Source organism: Chryseobacterium sp. FP211-J200 (genome assembly GCF_001643375.1).
Lineage (GTDB): Bacteria > Bacteroidota > Bacteroidia > Flavobacteriales > Weeksellaceae > Epilithonimonas > Epilithonimonas ginsengisoli.
Genome location: NZ_LSHB01000056.1, coordinates 98,932 through 117,755 on the forward strand (window position 1 = coordinate 98,932; position 18,824 = coordinate 117,755).

General features: G+C 36.4%; 14 protein-coding genes. 5 read left to right on the forward strand and 9 right to left on the reverse strand.

Translation table 11 applies throughout. The features are described 5' to 3' along the window. The first annotated feature begins 19 nt into the window (after window positions 1–19). On the forward strand, window positions 20–616 hold the full coding sequence (gene ribA / locus AXA65_RS16030; protein ID WP_063971076.1) for a GTP cyclohydrolase II: 597 nt from the start codon (window positions 20–22) through the stop codon (window positions 614–616). A gap of 60 nt (window positions 617–676) precedes the next feature. Here ribA and AXA65_RS16035 read toward each other — a convergent pair whose 3' ends face one another. Beyond that, the gene (locus AXA65_RS16035; protein ID WP_063971077.1) at window positions 677–976 is read right to left on the reverse strand and encodes an HU family DNA-binding protein; all 300 of its coding nucleotides are present in this window, start codon (window positions 974–976) and stop codon (window positions 677–679) included. Window positions 977–1,335: 359 nt separating this feature from the next. Between AXA65_RS16035 and panD the strand changes: the two genes are divergently transcribed. Beyond that, entirely contained in the window at window positions 1,336–1,686 is a 351-nt protein-coding gene (panD, locus tag AXA65_RS16040) for an aspartate 1-decarboxylase (RefSeq protein WP_034970107.1), read from the forward strand. Window positions 1,687–1,692: 6 nt separating this feature from the next. Continuing rightward, entirely contained in the window at window positions 1,693–2,715 is a 1,023-nt protein-coding gene (locus AXA65_RS16045; RefSeq protein WP_063971078.1) for a lysylphosphatidylglycerol synthase transmembrane domain-containing protein, read from the forward strand. Here the strand turns inward: AXA65_RS16045 and AXA65_RS16050 are convergent. Genes AXA65_RS16050 through AXA65_RS16065 form a run of 4 tightly spaced genes read right to left on the reverse strand, consistent with a single transcriptional unit; the run spans window position 2,712 to window position 11,203 of the window. Next, window positions 2,712–5,747, reverse strand: coding sequence for an AAA family ATPase (locus AXA65_RS16050; RefSeq protein WP_063971079.1), 3,036 nt, complete (start codon window positions 5,745–5,747; stop codon window positions 2,712–2,714). The two genes, AXA65_RS16045 and AXA65_RS16050, sit on opposite strands and share 4 nt — an antisense overlap. 48 nt (window positions 5,748–5,795) lie before the next feature. Next, window positions 5,796–7,001, reverse strand: a complete 1,206-nt coding sequence (locus AXA65_RS16055; RefSeq protein ID WP_063971080.1) for an exonuclease SbcCD subunit D — start codon at window positions 6,999–7,001, stop codon at window positions 5,796–5,798. A 48-nt stretch (window positions 7,002–7,049) separates the two neighbouring features. Next, a complete protein-coding gene (locus tag AXA65_RS16060) occupies window positions 7,050–9,863 on the reverse strand; it encodes a T9SS type A sorting domain-containing protein (protein ID WP_063971081.1) in 2,814 nt (937 codons plus the stop codon). After that, window positions 9,860–11,203: a T9SS type A sorting domain-containing protein gene (locus AXA65_RS16065; RefSeq protein ID WP_063971082.1), complete on the reverse strand. Its 1,344-nt coding sequence runs from the start codon at window positions 11,201–11,203 to the stop codon at window positions 9,860–9,862. The genes AXA65_RS16060 and AXA65_RS16065 overlap by 4 nt, the downstream gene beginning before the upstream one ends. Window positions 11,204–11,276: 73 nt before the next feature. Between AXA65_RS16065 and uvrC the strand changes: the two genes are divergently transcribed. After that, window positions 11,277–13,067 carry an excinuclease ABC subunit UvrC gene (gene uvrC / locus AXA65_RS16070; RefSeq protein ID WP_063971083.1) on the forward strand — a complete coding sequence of 597 codons (1,791 nt, stop codon included), beginning with the start codon at window positions 11,277–11,279 and terminating at the stop codon, window positions 13,065–13,067. Between the two features lie 37 nt (window positions 13,068–13,104). On the opposite strand, the gene AXA65_RS16075 is transcribed toward uvrC, so the two are convergent. Continuing rightward, a complete protein-coding gene (locus AXA65_RS16075) occupies window positions 13,105–15,924 on the reverse strand; it encodes a T9SS type A sorting domain-containing protein (RefSeq protein WP_063971084.1) in 2,820 nt (939 codons plus the stop codon). Window positions 15,925–16,023: 99 nt separating this feature from the next. After that, window positions 16,024–16,428: a hypothetical protein gene (locus AXA65_RS16080; RefSeq protein ID WP_063971085.1), complete on the reverse strand. Its 405-nt coding sequence runs from the start codon at window positions 16,426–16,428 to the stop codon at window positions 16,024–16,026. Window positions 16,429–16,611: 183 nt separating this feature from the next. Between AXA65_RS16080 and AXA65_RS16085 the strand changes: the two genes are divergently transcribed. Further along, entirely contained in the window at window positions 16,612–17,175 is a 564-nt protein-coding gene (locus AXA65_RS16085; protein WP_063971086.1) for a hypothetical protein, read from the forward strand. Window positions 17,176–17,329: 154 nt separating this feature from the next. Here the strand turns inward: AXA65_RS16085 and AXA65_RS16090 are convergent, their stop codons facing one another. Both AXA65_RS16090 and AXA65_RS16095 read right to left on the reverse strand, forming a co-directional pair. Continuing rightward, window positions 17,330–17,962: a trimeric intracellular cation channel family protein gene (locus AXA65_RS16090; protein ID WP_063971087.1), complete on the reverse strand. Its 633-nt coding sequence runs from the start codon at window positions 17,960–17,962 to the stop codon at window positions 17,330–17,332. A gap of 94 nt (window positions 17,963–18,056) precedes the next feature. After that, complete coding sequence (locus AXA65_RS16095; protein WP_063971088.1) at window positions 18,057–18,821, reverse strand: exodeoxyribonuclease III; 765 nt, start codon at window positions 18,819–18,821, stop codon at window positions 18,057–18,059. Window positions 18,822–18,824: the final 3 nt, after the last annotated feature.

The window sequence follows — 18,824 nt, forward strand, 5'->3', positions numbered from 1 at the left end:
TTACTACTCCATTTAATTAATGTTACAATTACAAGCAGAATCGAATGTTCCCACAGATTTCGGGGAATTCAGAATGATGGCTTTTTCCGAAAACGAGAAAGACTGGATGCCACATATGGCTCTGATTGCTAAAAATACAGACCTTAGTAAACCCGTCAACGTAAGAATCCACTCGGAATGTATTACCGGAGAGGTTTTCCACTCGCAAAAGTGTGAATGTGGACAGCAACTGAATACAGCGATGCAATATATGCAGGAAAACGGCGGAATAATCATCTACCTTAGACAAGAGGGCAGAAACATAGGAATCATCAATAAGTTGAAAGCTTACGCTTTGCAAGAGAGAGGATTTGACACCGTTCAAGCCAATCTGGAACTAGGATTGCCAGCAGACGACCGTAATTTTGATATTGCGATAGAAATGCTTAAAAAATTAGAGGTGAAGTCTCTCAATCTGATGACCAACAATCCGGAAAAGATTAAAATCATTGAGGATAGCGATATTAACTTCAATTCTAGAATACCTTTGCAGATCAAGTCAAACTTGTCCAGCGCATCTTACCTCAAAACTAAGAAAGACTTTTTCGGACATCTCTTGGATGACGAGAATTCTTGATCATAAAAACAAAAAAAACCGTCTTGCGACGGTTTTTTATTTGAATAAACTCAAATAAAATTATTTTTTCTTACCTGTAGCAGGACCAGCAACCGCAGTAGCCAAATCAGCTCCAGCTTTAAATTTAGCAACAGTTTTTGCTTCAATTTGGATTGGTTTTTTAGTTGCAGGGTTGATACCTTGTCTTGCAGCTCTTTCAGATACTGAGAAAGTACCGAAACCTACTAGAGATACTTTACCGTCTTTTTTCTTAAGTGTTTCTGTTACGTGAGCAACAAAAGATTCCAAAGCTTTTTTAGCAGCAGCTTTTGTGATTTCTGCATCCTTCGCGATAGCGTCGATTAATTCAGACTTGTTCATAATATTTATTAATTAAAGTTATGTTGTTATAGCAAATATAAGACAATTTTCATATCGTGCAAATATTTTTATAAAATTTAGTGAAGTACGTATCTTTCTTTTTAAAACGATGCATTTTCGACAAATCAAATTTTTACGAAAACACTCGATTTATTAAATATGATTTTTAATAATTTACCTTTATTCATCAACAATGATAATAAGTATTATTAAAATTTTGTCATATTCATAAATTCATAAAAACAAATGTTGATTTTAAAACTATCTACAATGGTGCTTGAATAGAAAAATGATGCCACTTTTTGAGGAAACACAAAATCTTCTTTTCCACTTTTATTATTTAACGTAAATTTGCAACTATGTTTATCGAAGTTTTTAAATCGAAAATCCACAGGGTTCGTGTCACGGCATCAGACCTTGATTATATTGGAAGCATTACCATTGATGAAGACCTTATAGAAGCGGCCGGCTTGATTGTTGGCGAACGAGTCTATATCGTGAACGTGAATAACGGCGAACGTTTTGACACGTACGTCATCAAAGGGAAAAGAAAATCCGGCGAAATATGTCTTAACGGTCCAGCGGCCAGAAAAGTCCAAAAAGGCGATATTATCATCATTATAGCCTATGCACAGATGAGTCCTGAGGAAGCCAAAGATTTCCAGCCAAAAATCGTTTTCCCGGACGAAGCGACTAATCTTCTTACATAATTACTTTTGGAAGAAAAAAAATCCTCAACGCTTAAGAATCTGATCACTGTTTTGGTATCTATTGCTATTGCAGGATTGTTCCTTTGGTTAGCATTGCGAGGATTGGACTTTGACAAAATCAAAGGCTCCTTACAAAAAGCCAATTACCTTTGGGTCGCTTTCGCGGCAGTTTTTGGTGTTTCAGCTTATTGGTTCAGAGCCATCCGTTGGAATCTGTTGTTGGAACCTATGGGTCATAAGATCTCAAATACCAATTCACTTTGGTCACTTTCTTTCGGATATTTGATGAATCTAACCATTCCAAGGAGTGGTGAAGTTGCTCGTTCCACAGCGCTTTATGGTGTGGAAAAAGTTCCGGTTGATAAATCATTTGGAACGATTATTTTGGAAAGAGTTGTCGATTTGGTTTGTATGGGGATCTTCGCATTATTAACTTTGATTTTCAAATATGATGCGCTTTTGGCCTTCTACAAAGCGGCGACTCAACAAAAAAACCAAACGACACCGAAATCAGATTCAAACATAACTTACATTATCTTAGGTTGTGTAGTTTTTATCGTAATATTATTGCTCGTTTTCAGGAAATCATTACAAAAACTTTCTATTTATAATAAAGTTATCGACTTCGGAAAAGGAATTATTGAAGGTTTAAAATCTATTTTGACCTTAGAGCAAAAAGGAAAATTCATCCTTTACACAGCGGGAATCTGGATTTGCTATTTCTTCGCTTCTTATCTAGTTTGCTTTGCTTTGCCAGAGACCTCCAATTTTACACCGGCAGACGGCTGTTTCATCTTAGTCGTTGGAACATTGGGAATGATAATCCCAGCAAGTGGCGGAATTGGTGCTTTTAATTTGGCAATGAAATTTGGATTCACAGCCTTATTCATTTCGATGGGGAAAGACGCTGTAGAAGGTGGAGAATTGGGACTCGCCTACTCTTTCATCACATTGCCTCTTCAAATCTTAATTATGCTTGTAATGGGCTTGATCTCGATTCCGATGTTGGCGAGGAATAGGAAGATCTAACTCAGAATCATTTCAATCTTACTTCCTGTTTCTTCATCTTTAGTAATGTTCAGCGACATTGGGATTTTCTCTTTCAATTCTTCGACGTGCGAAATAATGCCGACGATTCGATTTTCTTTTTGCAGATTCATCAAGGTTTCAAAAACCAAATTCACAGATTCTGGGTCTTGTGTTCCAAAACCTTCATCAATAAAGAAAAAGTTCCTCTCCGATTTCGCCTGCGACTGTACACTTTCCGCCAAAGCCAACGCCAAACTCAAAGAAACCTGGAAACTCTGTCCGCCAGATAAAGTCTTTACACTTCGTGTTTTGCCCTCATTCAAATAATCAATGATTTCAAATTCATTCTTGTCATTGATTTGCAAACTGAGTTGGTTTCTTGTCATTCTATGGAATCTAATGTTTGCATTATCACAAAGTTGTTTCAGATAAATCGACGAAACATATTGCACAAAACCAGCGCCTTTGAAAAGATTAGAAAGTGTATCAAGATCCGCTTTTCTTAGTAATAATTTATTTTGCTCAAGAATCAATTCTTTCTTGGTTTCAAAGCTTTTCTGAAAATCCAAAAGTTGTTGTTCGATAATTGTCAACTGCTTTTGCAATTGAGAAATATTTTCCTGAGAAATCAAAAAATCATTCTCCTTTGCCACAAAATCCGATTCATCGAAATTGGACTCTTTCAATTTCAACTTTAAAGAATTAATGATTTCTTTCAGAGTACTAAAACTGATTTTAAAATCCTGTATTTCCTTCCTCGACGTCTGGATATCCAAATCCTGAGATAAAATAGTTTCTATTTCCTCAAGGTTTGAGAATGACGATTTTGATAAAACTGATTCTAAATTCTCATCAATTTCTCCCTTTGCTTTTTGAAGTTCATCAATCTGTTTTGAAATTTGAGAAAGCAACGTTTCCTTAGAAGCGACTTTCGGCGTTGTTTCCAACAAATCTTTTTGAAATTGCTTGTATTGATTTTCTACCGAACTATTTTTGATAGACAAATTTTCAGATTCACTCTTGATTTCTGACGAATTTGCGGATTCAAAATCTTTAAAATCGAGAACTTTCAAACTATGCTTTAAATCTGAAATAGAAGTTTCCAGACTGATTTTTTTATTCTTAAAATCAACGATCGCCTCTTCAAAACGTTTGGTTTCTTTTTGTTGATTTTCTAAAGTTTTCCGATGTTCATCAAGCAATTTCTCTGCAGAAGAAATTTTCTGTTCCAAGGCAAAAGCTTCGGTTTTTTGAGTGGAAAATTGAGTTTCATCTTCTTTATCAAATTGATTCCAAATGAATTGGTCAGAATGTAGTCTCCGTTTTTTATCAGATTCTTCTTTTTGATTTTCCAGTTCGACTTTTTGATTTTCCAAAAGCTGTTTCAGCTCCAGAATTTTCTCAATCTGTTTTTCGTCTGTTTTAATTTTCTCAATTGATTTTTCAATTTCAACAATTTCACCATTCAAACTTTTCATTGATTCCGAAACATTTTCTGAGACCAAAATCTCCGGATGTTCCAGCGAGCCACAAAGCGGACAAGGTTTTCCGTTCTCAATATTCTGAGCAAATTCTGACAGTTTTTGAACCAACTCCAAATGACTTTTCTTATTCTGATGATTCAGTTTTTTCTCATTCAAAACAATATTTCTGGAAGAAAATTCCTCTTTCCAGTTTTCTGGAAATTCATTCAGTAAGATTTGCTGTTTCGCAATTTCTTCAGATTTTGAAAGAATATTTTTTTGAAAATTAGACAATTCGGTTTGGTAGTTTTGCCTGATTTGAAACCAGCTTTCAACTTCCATCAGAATTTTAGTATCCGTTTTCTTCGACTTCAAATCCGAAATCGACTTAGATTCAACATCTATTGTTTTTTGAATCTCAATTTCCTTTTGTTTCGAATCTGAAATAGTTTTTTCGCCTTTTTCAATTCTTTCCAACAAGAGATTTTTTTGAGTTTTAAAATCCAAAACCTTAGAAACATTCAGCAAATCAACCGCTTTTTGTTTGCTGTTTTCAAGTTGAGCGAAATCATTTTCTAATGCCGAAATGTTCTGTTTTAATTGATTCAAAGTTTCAGAAAGCGCATCAAATTCACTCTTCGTTGATTCCTGAGTCTTTACATTTTGAGTGATTTCAGAAGACAAACGCTTCCTTTCCGTCAACAACGATTTGAAGTTTCTTTCCGCAGTTTCAAAAACTTCCAATCGCTGTTCAAGCTTCTGGAATTTTTCATTTTCTGTTTCTTTAATTATGAATTCGGCTTCTTTTATTTTAAGATTATCAAAATCGGTTTTGAGGTTTTTGAGTTTCTGAAAATTGGTTTCCAGCTGATTATGAACTTCTTTTTCTTTACCAAAATTAATTTTAGAAAGATTCAGTTCTTCATTTTTTTGATTGATAAGCTCTCCTGAAACTTCCTCAAAAGTTCCCAATTTTCCTTCGAGTTCTGCCAGGTCATATTTGGTTTCGGAAACTTTTGTTGAAACTTTATCCTGCAAATCGTATTTATGAAGTCCGAAGATTTCCTTCATCATTTGCGTTCGGTCTCTTGCGCCCAATTCCAGAAACTCCTTGAACTGACCTTGTGGAATGATAATCGTTCGCTTGAAATTCTCATAACTCAAACCCAGAATTTGAGAAGCATTCGTATGTTCCAGTGGAATCCACTCGCCATTTTTTTCTTCGTAAAAACAAGTGTTGTAAACTTTGACATCATCAAAACGTTTCGCATTTCTTCTGAATTCTCGGACTGTGCGAAACGTTCTGTTTTCATAATTCTGAAAATCAAACTCGATGAAAGACCGATTGCTACGGAGATTCATCATATTGTAAGCGCGACTGTCCTTGCTGTTCATCCTTTCAGTTTCACCATAAAGTGAAAAACTGACAGCCTCCAAAATTGAAGATTTTCCCGAACCGACTGCCCCAAAAATCCCGAACAAACCAGCTTGAGTCAGTTCAGAAAAGTCAATCGTTTGTCTGGTTTGATAGGAATAAAGTCCTTCTATGGTAAGTTTGAGTGGAAGCATTTTGGTCGTTGGTTGATTGTCTTTTGAATCTTAAAATTTTATCTTTCTTTAAATTAATTCTTTGAAAATATTCATCAGTCCGTCATTCGGTTCCTGATTGTGATTTTTCGATTTGAAGTAATCTTTGAACAAATCCTGAATGTCTTGATTCAGATTGATGCTTTTATCTGCTTCATTCGAATCGATGATGTCATATTTCAATTTCGGAATGAGATGAATAATGCCGTGATGGGTTTGGTAAAGCAACTTTCTATCTTCAGCTTTTAGAAAAGTGTCGCTTTCCAAAGTCAATTCTACCAAAGTTTCCGGATTATCTTGCAACCAAGAAATTGTATCTTCAATGTTATCAAAGGTTTTCCGGAAAAGCGGTTTTCCACTCTTTATTTCGACGGTTTTGGTTTGAGGATTTTCGGCAGGTTTCAAATCAATGATATTGACTGATTTTTTCTGTCCAGCTTCACTAAAACTGTAGCAAAGAGACGATGACGAATAAACCACAGGCTTCTCCAAAGTCCCAATATTCCGGAAGTTATGGAGATGTCCCAAAGCTGTGTACTGGATTTGTGATGGAATAATTTCCGTGTAAAGCAAGTCGGCGTTTCCGATCATAATTGGTTTTTCGCCTTCTGGTTCTTCGGGTTTTTCCGTTCCTCTTTTCATCATATACAGATGCGCCATCAGAACATTGATTCCGTTCTCGTCGCAATAAGTATCAGCTAGATTCTGCCACGTATAATGCAAAGAATTGCTGAGTGCGACTTCTTTATTGTCTTCTCCGAGATATTCCTTCAAACGGATTTCGTTGGCATAAGCCGTGTGAAGAATTCTTATTGGATAATCAAATTGGTTTAATTTGAGTTCAATGAATCCTTTATCAGTATTGATAATTTTAAAATGCTCCAGTTCGAAAATCGGAATTTCTGCGTTCGGATGACCAATCAAAATGATTCCACACTCTTTTGCCAAAGGATCTGGCGCATCAATCCTGTCTGGCGAATCGTGGTTTCCTGCAATAGCGACGACAGGACGTTTTCCGTTTTTGGAAAGCTGTTTCAGAGTCCTGTAAAATAACTCTACCGCTTCCGTAGCCGGATTGAAATTATCGAATAAATCGCCCGCAACGAGAACCAGATCTACCTCCTCGGCATCAGCAATCTCTACCAACTCATTCATTACAAGCTTTTGTTCTTCCAGACGGGAAAAATTTTCTAGACGTTTACCGAGATGCCAATCGGCGGTGTGAAGGATTTTCATAAGACAAATGTAAAAAAAATAAGCCTGAATTAAACTGAGGCTTATTTTTTAGTATTTTATAAATTTAGATGACTTCACGCCTGATTCTGTTGTGACCTTGATCATGTAGTTACCAACAGAGAGTGAGTTGACCTTGATCTTTGTGTCAGGTTTTTCTAAATGTAGAATCAACTTTCCAGATAGGTCCAGTATCTCTACTTTTATCAATTTTTCTGTGCTGTCCAGCTTTATATTTATAAAGTCTGAACTGGGATTAGGGTAGACAAGAATCCGTTCTTTATTAATATGATTCTCATCATTTACACTTAACCATGGCTCTAGCCCTTCCGAGATTATGGATTGCTCCAGTCCGCTATAATGCTCCATAATATTGCTAACATACAGCTCTTTTCCATTACCATAAAGCTCGGAAAGGTGTGCGGCACCATCACCTTTGCTATAAAACATATTGTCTTTGTTCACTTGGAAAGAGAAACTTGACACTCCAGCACTATTGAGCCTAACCAATGTTTTTGGTATTCCATCACTTGTTTCTCTTACGGTGTAGATATAATCATTGGCGCAAGCTAAACCGTATGAACTTATACTGGTGAGAGATCTGGTACCTAATGCAGTTCCGTCCGTTTTCCAAATCGAATTGTAGAATGGTTTGAAGTAGAGTAAGTTATTACATTTTCTAAACGGATCAGTTTGCTGCGAAAGATCATAGCCTATGGATTTGATAAAAACTGTTCCCGAAGTTGAACCATCTGTAGCGTACAAACTCGTAGCTGCCGATGAACCCATAGTGAGGAAATACAGTCTATCCTTGTAGATGATCGGATTATCATTGAGAGGTGTTGTAAGTTGTCTTAAAAGTGTTGCCGCAGTATTATTTTCTGTTCCAGCATACAAATTATATTGATTATAGCTTCCATCAGAAATATTAAAAATTACTTTGGAGTTGACCTCTCCTAGAATCCTTAGGTATTGCAAGTTAAAGAATGGAAAATCTATCGCCTTCTTGGTGCCCGCAACTGTTCCGTCTGTTTTCCATATGCTCAAATGGCTGCTGTCATCGAAAAAGGTAAAATAGAGTTCATTATTGATGAGTGCTGCATTACCATCATAATTATAAATTGAGGTGTTTCTTGGCTTTTCTGCTAATAGTGTGAAATGATTTGATGCAAGGTCATACTTATAAAGCTGGACATTGTATTCATTTCTTGTGGTGATGGCAATGTTCTGATCATTAAATTTGTACAGACCCATGATTGTACCGGTCGGAATCTTAATGACCGCTGAGGACTCTTTGGTACCGGAAGACTTATAAAACCAAAAACTTGTGCTATAGGTGATGTAATGATTTCCAACCGCAAGTTTTTTGTCCGGAAAGAAATTGTTATCTTGGAAATCTGACACAATGGTTGTGATCTTCGTATCCTGATTTCTTTTGACGATCTGATAGTAGCTATTGGTTCTGGCCATAAAATAATCATCTTTCCCAATGGTCAAATAATTAAAAGGAGCGCTGTCCGTTTCGTAATTGAGGTCTACTGTGAGCTCCTCTTCCTGATTGGAAAACTCATAGGAAAAGAGTTCGTTACCTTGATCATCAAAGTAGCCATTGTAGAAAATTTTTGTCCCAAACTCTAAAAATGGATAGGCATTATTATCATTGAAATTAATCTCTGAGAAGAAGTGTACAGGATATTTCATCTCTTTTGTGACCTGTCCGTCAAAGGCCAATATTGGATCTTTGTAGTACATCAGTTGTTCTTTTTGTAAGATCAAGTAGTTGCCTTCTGTCGAAACATTCAAGATCTTGTAGAAAGTGTTTTCTGCATCAAAGCTAACTTGGCTCACCGTTTGAAGGTCACTGCCGATTTTGACCATATTTTTATCTGTATCTACATAAATTTCATTTTTATAAAGATGCATTCCTGTAATATTATCCTGGATCTGCGTTATCACTTTAGTATTCTCAATGGTACCATCGCTGCTCCAGACTTTATTATTTTCTCCATTAAAGATTATTTTGTTGCCAAAAATCTTAGCGTTTGACAATATTCGTGTTTCAACTTCTTTGATCTTTTCTGTACCATCGATTGACCCATCTGTTTTCCACAAATACTTCTTACCATTCTCTGCGCCAACAAAATAGGTTTTACCCTGGTAGGCTATCATTTTATTGTTGCCATAAGAAGTATTGTCTCTTTCAAACGATCGGACAACACTTGTACCTTCTGCAGTACCATCTGTTTTGTAGAGGTTGTCTTTTCCATTGTAGTTGGCGTCATAGTCGTAGGACATAAATAGGATCTTACCATCGGTTTCTGTAAAAGAGCTGTCCGAATAAGTATTGAAATCACCAATCCTATGCGTACCATCCTCTGTCCCATCAGAAGACCAAAGAGTACTTTGAATCCTGAAAAAAAGTTTATTGCCAGTAACTACTATTTTCAACAGGTTATCATAGATAGTAGAAGAAGCATTCAGGTTGGAAACAAACTTGGTTCCTGCACTTGTCCCATCTGTTACCCAAAGCTGATTGACCAAAGGAAAAGTATTGGTTGCAATGAAGTACATCTGGTCATTATACAAGACAAAATTACTTTTGATACGAGATCCTGATTCTTGGAAGATCTGAAAGTTCTTTATTATCTCAGCACTGTTGTCTTCCGGATCATAGCTCCAAAGCTCATTGCCTCCGTTTTTATCTCCACGAAATCCTGAAAAATAGATCTTGTTTTTATATTTGATCAAATTAAGTGGATTTATATTTCCTTTATAATTTAATTCGTTCAAATTCGCAATCAGATTATTTTGTGAAGATGCTAGAAAAAAAGAAAATAGAATAATGAGTGAATAAAGTTTTTTCATCTTTTGATAAATTTAAAATTCTGTGTCTTATTGTTTATAAGAAAATTAATATTGTAGCTTCCTGTGGCTAAGTTTTTTACATCGATTCTTTTGGTATTGCTTAGAATACCACTTTTTACAATTCTTCCAATGACATCAATGATATCAAATCTTGCGTCCACTCGTATACCTCTTACAAGGATATGATCTGAGGCTGGATTTGGATATAAAGCAATGTTTTTAGCAGCTTCTTCATTTGTAGTCAGTACAACATCACTTTGATTGTATAAAATATTGAGCGTACTGTAATCTGCAACTATAATATCCTGAAGACCGTCATTATTAATGTCTCCAACACCCATACTTCCAGAGTTGATACTTGTAGTAATGCAATTGAATAATTGGTAATTAGAAAAAACATTATTCTTCGATGAGAAAACGCTTACATTATTAAAACCATAGTGAGCGGCGGCTATTTCGTTCTTGCCATCATTATTGAAGTCTGCAATTTCAATACTACCCGTATTGTTGTAAGCAGGTACTTTGATGTAACTGTAAAAAATATAATCATTAAAACTCGGGTACAAAATCTTAACAGAAGAATCACCTCCAGACTGCGTAATAACCAGATCATTAAGTCCATCATTATTAACATCTTTTACGGCAATATCATCCACCCAGTCATTCACATAGGTCTTAACGGGGACATCAAAGCCACCTTCCGCTTTTTGCCTATAAGTGAAAATCTGAGCTGTTCCTGGTGAGGCAAAAATAATATCATTTCTCCCATCATTATTAATATCAGCAACTCGGGATATCCCCAAAGTAGAAAGCTTATCTTGCGATGTGACACTGAATTTGGCAGGCTCTCCCACTTTCTGATAGGCAAAATACATTTTATTGTAACTGGTCAAAAGCAGATCATTGACATTGTCACCATTAAGCTCGCCAATTGTGATACCAACAGGAAATGGCAGATCCAAGACCTTAAAATCAGAAAAAGTCCCATCCGCTTTCATCATGTACGCACCAGTTGAAGTTGGAGTACTAATAAGTAGATCCGACAATCCATCTTGATTGATATCACCGAAGTTGATGGCACTTATCTTGGATTGATCGTTGCTGTAAATTTTTTGTGGCTGTGTGGACAAGGTTCCATTTGCATTCTGAAGAAAAATCGAGAGATAATTATTGTCATAGTATGAAACCAATACATCTGTTAAATCATCATGATTCAAATCTTGGATAACAACCCCAACTGGATCTTTTTCCAACGGAATGGTTATATTATTCTTGAAGGACAACTGAGAATTTACCTTGATGCCAAACAGCACCAAACTCGTCAGTAGAATTTTTTTCATGGTAGTTTTTGGCTAAAATAATTAAATTTATACATAAGTAAAAAATTACTTACACATTCCTTAAATTTGTCCTGTGAATCCCGACTTAGAACTTCAGCTCAAAACACTTCCATCGGAACCCGGCGTTTATCGTTATTATGATAAGAACGACCAGCTTTTGTATGTAGGAAAGGCAAAACATCTCAACAAGAGAGTCCTCTCCTACTTCAATAAAAACCAGAATGGTTACCGAACCAGAATTATGGTTTCGAAGATTCACAGATTGGAAACAACCGTTGTGAACAGTGAATATGACGCACTTTTATTGGAAAACAATCTGATAAAAGCACATCAGCCTTTCTATAACGTGATGCTGAAGGATGACAAAACCTATCCGTGGATTTGCATCAAGAATGAAGATTTTCCAAGAATATTTCTCACTCGAACCAAAATAAAAGACGGCTCAGAATATTTTGGTCCTTACGCCAAAGTAAAACCTGCGCGAGTTCTGCTTGATACAATTAAGAACCTTTATAAAATCAGAACGTGTAATCTGAATTTGGCACCCTCAAAAATCGCTGAAGGAAAATACCGTGTTTGCCTGGAATATCACATCAAAAATTGCAATGGCCCTTGTGAAGATCTGGAATCCAAGGAAGATTATGATGAAAAAGTAGAAGCTATAAGAGGCATTATTAAAGGTGATTTCCGGTTTGCCAAGAAATACTTGGAAGAAAGAATGTTCCGTTTCGCTTCGAATCTTGAGTTTGAGAAAGCGCAGATGATTAAGAATAACATTGAATCTTTGGAAAATTACCAGGAAAAACATACGGTTGTGAATCCAAGTATCGATGACGTGGATGTTTTTGGAATGACGAGCGATGAGACGGCGGCTTACATCAATTATTTCAAGATCAGAAATGGTTCTATCGTTCAAAGTTTCACTACTGAAATTAAAAAAGTTTTGGAGGAAACCGATGAAGATATGTTGGAGGAAGCGTTGGTGGAAATTCGTCAGAAATTTGATTCCACATCAAAAGAGATTTTGATTCCCTTTCATCTCGGTTTGGAAATCCCAAATGTCAAGTTGATCGTTCCAAAAGTGGGCGACAAAAAAAGAATCGTAGAACTTTCCGAAAAGAATGCAAAAGAATACAGACTTGAAAAACTGAAACAAGTCCAAATCATCGACCCAGAAAGACACACCAACAGAATAATGGCAGAGATGCAAAAATTGCTTCATATGCCTTTGGAACCAAGACACATCGAAGGTTTTGACAACTCGAATATTCAGGGAACCAATCCTGTTTCGGCGTGTGTGGTTTTCAAAGATGGGAAACCGAGCAAAGCGGATTACAGGATTTTCCATCCAAAAACTGTGGTTGGCCCGGATGATTTCAAAACGATGGAAGAAGTGATTTACCGTCGTTACCGAAGATTGCTGGATGAAGGTGATGACTTACCACAATTGATTTTGATTGATGGTGGTAAAGGACAATTATCTTCCGCTGTGAAAAGTTTGAAATTGCTTGGGCTTTACGGAAAAATCACGATTGTCGGGATTGCAAAACGTCTGGAGGAAATCTATTTCCCAGAAGATTCGATTCCTTTGTATATCGATAAAAAAGCTGAAACGCTGAAAATCCTTCAACGTGTGAGAGACGAAGCGCACCGTTTTGGTGTGAAACATCACAGAACCCGACGAACAAATTCGACCATCAAATCTGAACTGGAACAAATCCCAGGTGTTGGCCCAAAATCCATAGAACTGCTTCTTTCAAAACTGAAATCTGTCAAAAGAATCAAAGAAGCTGATATTGTTACCTTGGAAGAAATCCTTGGAAAAGTGAAGGCAAAAGTGGTTTGGACATTTTTTAATTCCTAAAGCAAAATGGGATGCTCTTATGAACATCCCACTTATTTTATTTCTTAATGACTTTCTTTGTCTCTATAAAATCATTTGTGTAAATCTTGATAAGATAAACACCTTTACTCAATTTCCCTAAATCTAAATTATCCGATTGATATTCTCCAATCTTAACACCTGAGTAATCATACATCTCAACTTTGTTAATTTTTGATTTGCTGTAAATTTTCAAATGATCAGCAGTCGGATTCGGAGAAACTGTAACATTTGAATGTCTTACACTTCCTATATTATCGGTGGAAAGAAAAGTTGGAAGATCTGTTTTGATATGGAATAGCTCACTTCCCGACTCAGCAGTTGTTGCTACAAAATAAAGATGACCATCAAATAGAAACATATCATCTATCGAGTCTGTTGCGGCTAACTGCTCGGCATTATCCATCGTGACATCGACTGTTGTTATACTTTGAGCAGTTCCACTTGTACGGAAAAGCTTGTTGCTATTTTCTCGTAAATAGTACATGTAATTATTTACGCAAGCTAGATCTTTGACTCTGTTGGTGTTGGAATAATCATTCATAAAGATGAGATTATTGGTATTACTTTCAGGATTCAAGCTCCAAAACGCATTGTATCTGTTTTCAAACGGTCCTGTTGCAAAATAGATTTGGTTACCACATTTCTGAAATTCGGAAACGTATGACATCCTATTATCACTCACGAGTGCAACAGGCGGATTCTGAAAATCATCAAATTTATACACCGTTCCGTAACCATTTTGAGATAATAGATAGAGTTTACCATCAATCACCTCGGGTTTTATCGAAACATTAATTTGTGTAAAAAAAGGAGTGTCTGTCGGCAGGATTATTTCCTTCACCGCATTTGTAAGTCCGTCGTAGGTCCAAAGTCTGTAATCTTTATTGATTAGTATTTTATTATCAAAAACTGTGAGTAATACCGGAATATTGTTGTTATTACCTGTATCCGGAATTGTAAACGGTGCCAGAGTGGTATTTTCAGTTGTTCCATCTGTTCTCCAAACCTCCAGTTTATTGTCAGCATTTTCAGCCATAAAATAGACGAATCCATTGTATAAGATAGTTTGTGTAAAACCATAACGAGTTCCAGAAGTTGGTAATTCTTTTAAAAGCGAAAGCTCTGTTCCGCTATTTTCGGTTTTCCATACTTTGATGGTCCTTCCGACGTCTGAACTGTAGGTTGTGAAAATCAATGTATTGTCCTTCAGGTTGCCAAACGAACTGCTTTCATCAATATTGTCATTCCCTGTCAGGACCAGTGCTTTTGTGTTCTCGAAAGTCCCGTCTGTTTTTGCAAGCGTCTTTGTGTAAGAAGTTGGTTTTTGATAATAATAATTCCCAACTTTGAAAAGAGTGCCATTTGGAATACCGTAAGAAAAATCACCATTATAATCAAAGTCTTTGATAAGCTGAGGCTGGCTATTTTTGTCCTCTAATGAATAGAATTCGTTTCCATTTTCGGCATTGCCAGCGGTAAAGATGAGTTTGTTATCACTATTGATATTAAAACTTTTTGGATTGCTGCCAGACGAGTGTTTACCGTCATGGAACAAAACAATCGACTGGGAGTTGAAGCTATATTGGAAGAACTCTCTCCCATATTTTCTATTTGTAAAGGGAAAGATAACTTTGCCAGCTTCTTCCACGCCATCATCCATCTTATCAGTTATGGGAATCAAATTTTCGGATTCGTCAAGTAACCAGTGTTTGTTGTATGTCGCGTTTCTGATGACCAGATTTTTATTAAGTGGAAAAGATTTATCGATATTTGGTGCATAATTATCCACCAACACGTCGGTTGCAGAAGTTCCTTGCAATGTTCCGTCTGTTCTCCATAGCCGATTGCTGTAATTGTTGATATGTGGAAAAAAATAAGCATAATTTCCATTTTTCATCATGATATCATGAACAGAAAAACTGGTAAACCCTTTTTGTGTATTCAATGAAATAGTATTCTGAGACGTTCCGTCAGTTGCCCAAAGATTATCTGTGGACTGAGAATTGGACGCTTTATAGACCAACTTATCATTTAGCAATACTCCGCCTGTGAAGTTTTTGGCTGGATAGATGAAAGTAGCTTTTTTTGAATTGATATCAAAAGACCACAACCCTTCCTTGCTGCTATTGGCATTCATCGCATAAAATATAAACTTATCTCCAACATTATAGCCATAAGCATCATGATAGATATATAGAATACCATTTGTCTCTGCATCTAAGATCCTAAAGGTCTCATTGCCAACACTTGCCCACATCTCATTAGAAAAATTCGGATTTTTTGCTGCAAAAACTAGATGGTTTTTGTGATACTCGATCCCTGGCGCTATCTCGCTTTTTATTTCTGGGATTATCTTGGTGCCTGCTGTGGTACCATCCGAAACATACAATCCCTTACTGGTTTTAATGTAAAGGATATTATTATCACAAGATTTCATTTCAAAGACAGAAGTATCCTGTGGAAACTCAAAAACCCTGTATGTACCGTTGGTTGTAGCATCTGTGGTCCAAAGTTCGTTATTTGGGGAATTGACAATGGTAAAGTAAACTTTATCATTTAGTTCCGAAAACCATGGGCTACTAGAAAAAAGCGAACTCCAACCCGTAACAATTTCTTTGACAGGAAAGCTTTTTTTTGTAGAAAAATCGTATGCCCAAATGACATTATCTTTACCATTGATATTATCTCCAGTGAATATTATTTTATCTTTATACTTAAAAAGATTTTTGCCATTTATACCGGTTTGGTAATTGATCTCAAAAACATCGGCGTTCACGTTTTGAGAAAATAGAGGAATCGAAAAAAGAGAAATTAAAAAAGTAAAGAAATACTTCATTGTTATTTGTTTTTATTAAGTCCGCAAATATAATAATAATGAGGATATTTGACTTAAAACAAACAAAAAGAAGTTATTACGATTTTTTCAATTCCTAAATCACTCAGCCATTCCCACAGCCTCTTTTTTGTAACCATTGCCGTCGAAAGCGGATTCCCTTTCTCCACAATTATCATTGATGATTGTAAATATCAACGTGTCATTGGCAATTTGATATTTATACAAGCCCTCCTCTCTTGAGTCGCAAGGAGAATTGCCTTCAATCTTTACCAATTTCAAAACACCTTGGTCCGTGAAAGAATATTTCATTTTTTCGATGACATTTCCTTGATAAAGCAGATCCAGATCGTCGGTATTAAATTTAAAAATAACCTCAGCAGGCGTTGGAATATTGGCAACACCTTTCCATTGCGTATTGGCCAAAGGATTTGTGGTTTGTTGTGAAAAACAAAATAGACTTGATAGAAATAACACCGCGATCAATGAATTTGTAATTGTTTTCATGACTTAAATTATTTGAGATTAAACAAATTAAAACCTGATAATCAATCAATTACCAACAATTAAAGTTAGTATTATAATCTGGACATCAAATATTATATCTCAATAATTTAAAATTGAAATCAATAAAGTTCCTATTCGGAATTTCAATCGTTAATTATTATCTTTGCAACCTAAATTTTAAACATGAACAAATACATAAAATTTGTAATTGCAGCAATCATTATCGCTTTGGGCGTTTACCTGATGTTCAACCGAAACATTGGTTGGGGCGTCGTTTTGGTCATTCTTTCTGCGATTCCAATTGCTCTGTTCTTCAAAAACGAAAATATCCTTTTAGCTTTTTGGCAACTTAGAAAACAAAACATGGAAAAAGCTTCGAAGTTTTTATCCAATATCACCAATTACCAATCTCAACTTCACAAAAGCCAATACGGTTATTTCCACTATCTGCAGGCATTGACAACCGCTCAGGACAATCCTCAAAAGACAGAGGGATTAATGAAAAAAGCATTGGATTACGGCTTGAATATGAAACACGACAGAGCCATGGCAAAATTAAACCTTGCCGCATCCGCCCTTTCCAAAGGAAGAAAATCTGAAGCTCAGAAACTTTTGGAGGAAGCAAAACAATTAGATTCTGCAGGCATGATGACCGATCAGATCAAAATGATCAAAGACCAGATGAAAATGCCTACAATGCAAAAACATATGCACAATCCTCACATGAGACAGAGAGGGAAATTCTAAGAATAAATATTTGTATTTATAATAAAAAGGGTTGAAGCTATTTTCAATCCTTTTTTATTTTTAGGAGCCGGGAACCTGCTTTCCACTATATCTTTTGCTCTTCGTTCCTCATCACAAAAGGATGCCGTTGCAATCAGGGCTATGATTCGCGTGTTTACATTTCCTGATTACTTTCGTAGCCATAGAATTTTGGGATTCTCCAATGGTATTTCACGGCCAGAGTTCTGATGGAAACAATCAGAAGGATGGTGAAGATCTGAACCAGCGTGTAAGATAAAATAGAATATTTCGACAACAATAAGAACGTTCCCCCACCAACAATACAAGCCGTTGCATAGATCTCCTTTCGGAAGATCAATGGAATTCGGTTAAGCAAAATATCGCGGATGATCCCGCCAAAACAACCCGTTATAGTTCCCAAAGTCAAACAGATCAAAGGATGAAAACCTAAAGTCAATCCTTTCTGAATCCCTATAATCGTAAACAATCCCAACCCAAAACTATCAAAGATAAACAGGGTCACTTTAAAGTTCTTCTCAATCGATTTGAAGATCATCGTAAACACACAGGTCGTCAAGATCAAAACAAAGGTCAAGAGATCTGTCATCCAAAAGACAGGAACATCCAAAAGTATATCTCTCACCGTTCCGCCACCAACCGATGTTACGAACGCAATGATCAAAACACCAAAAGGATCCAGACGTTTCTGCATCGCTGCAAAACTGCCCGACATCGAGAAAGAAATGGTTCCCAGGATTTCTATGATAAGATTGAATTGCTCGTGCACGTTTAATTATAATTGATTGTTGATAAATGATAAATGATGACGTTAGATGAAAAATAATCGTTAATAAAATCAATTATCGATTATCATTTATCATCTATAAACTCAGTTCCACCATCACCGGACAATGGTCGGAATGTTTGACTTCTGGGAGAATTACGGCTCTTGTCATTTTGTCTTTCAAAGGTTCGGAGACGAAGTTGTAATCCAAACGCCAGCCTTTGTTCCTTGCTCTGGAACCAGCTCTGTAACTCCACCAGGAATATTGGTCCGGCTGGTCATTGAAATGTCGGAAACTGTCTGTCAGACTATTTTCGTTCATAAACTTCGTCATCCATTCGCGTTCCATCGGGAGAAATCCGGAAGTGTTTGCCAAACCAATGGGATTATGAATATCAATCGCCTGATGACAGATATTGAAATCACCACTGATGATGAGATTCGGAATGGTCTTTCTGAGTTCTTTGATATATTCCAAAAAGTCAAAGCAGAACTGCATTTTGAATTCTAATCTTTCGATATTGGAAGCAGACGGAACGTAAACTGAAATCACGGAAAAACCATCAAAATCTGCGCGGATGATCCTGCCTTCGTTGTCATAACTTTCAATTCCGCAACCGGATTCTATGTGGTTCGGTTTCACTTTGGAAGCAATTCCTACACCACTGTAACCTTTTTTCACCGCAGAGTGCCAGTAACTGTGATAGCCTGCTTTTTCCAGACTTTCTATATCAATCTGGTCATTTCCTGCCTTACTTTCCTGGATACAAATAACATCCGGACTTGCGACGTTGAGCCAGCCGAGGAAGTCTTTTGTAAATGCAGCACGGATTCCGTTGACGTTGTAGGAAATGATTTTCATGGT